This is a genomic window from Saccharothrix sp. ST-888, from assembly GCF_000955975.1.
Lineage (GTDB): Bacteria > Actinomycetota > Actinomycetes > Streptomycetales > Streptomycetaceae > Kitasatospora.
In genome coordinates this window covers 1-251 of sequence record NZ_JYJF01001114.1, presented here as the reverse complement: position 1 = coordinate 251, position 251 = coordinate 1, and the positions used below count along the sequence as shown (strand labels likewise).

General features: G+C 70.1%; 1 protein-coding gene. It reads left to right on the top strand.

Annotated features, from left to right (window positions below; translation table 11 throughout):
• On the top strand, positions 1–251 hold a 251-nt coding region (locus UK12_RS35855), incomplete at both ends, for a beta-ketoacyl synthase N-terminal-like domain-containing protein (protein WP_045307417.1).

Sequence of the window (251 nt, the reverse complement as noted above, 5' to 3'; positions counted from 1 at the left end):
TGGCAGCTGCTCGTCGCGGGCGGCGACGCCATCGCCGACTTCCCGACCGACCGAGGCTGGGACCTCGACGGCCTCTACCACCCGGACCCGGACAACCAGTGCACCACGTACGCCCGAGAGGGCGGTTTCCTGGACGAGGTCACGAAGTTCGCCCCGACCTTCTTCGGGATCTCGCCGCGCGAGGCCCTGTCGATGGACCCGCAGCAGCGACTGCTGCTGGAGACGTCCTGGGAGGTCTTCGAGCGGGCGGG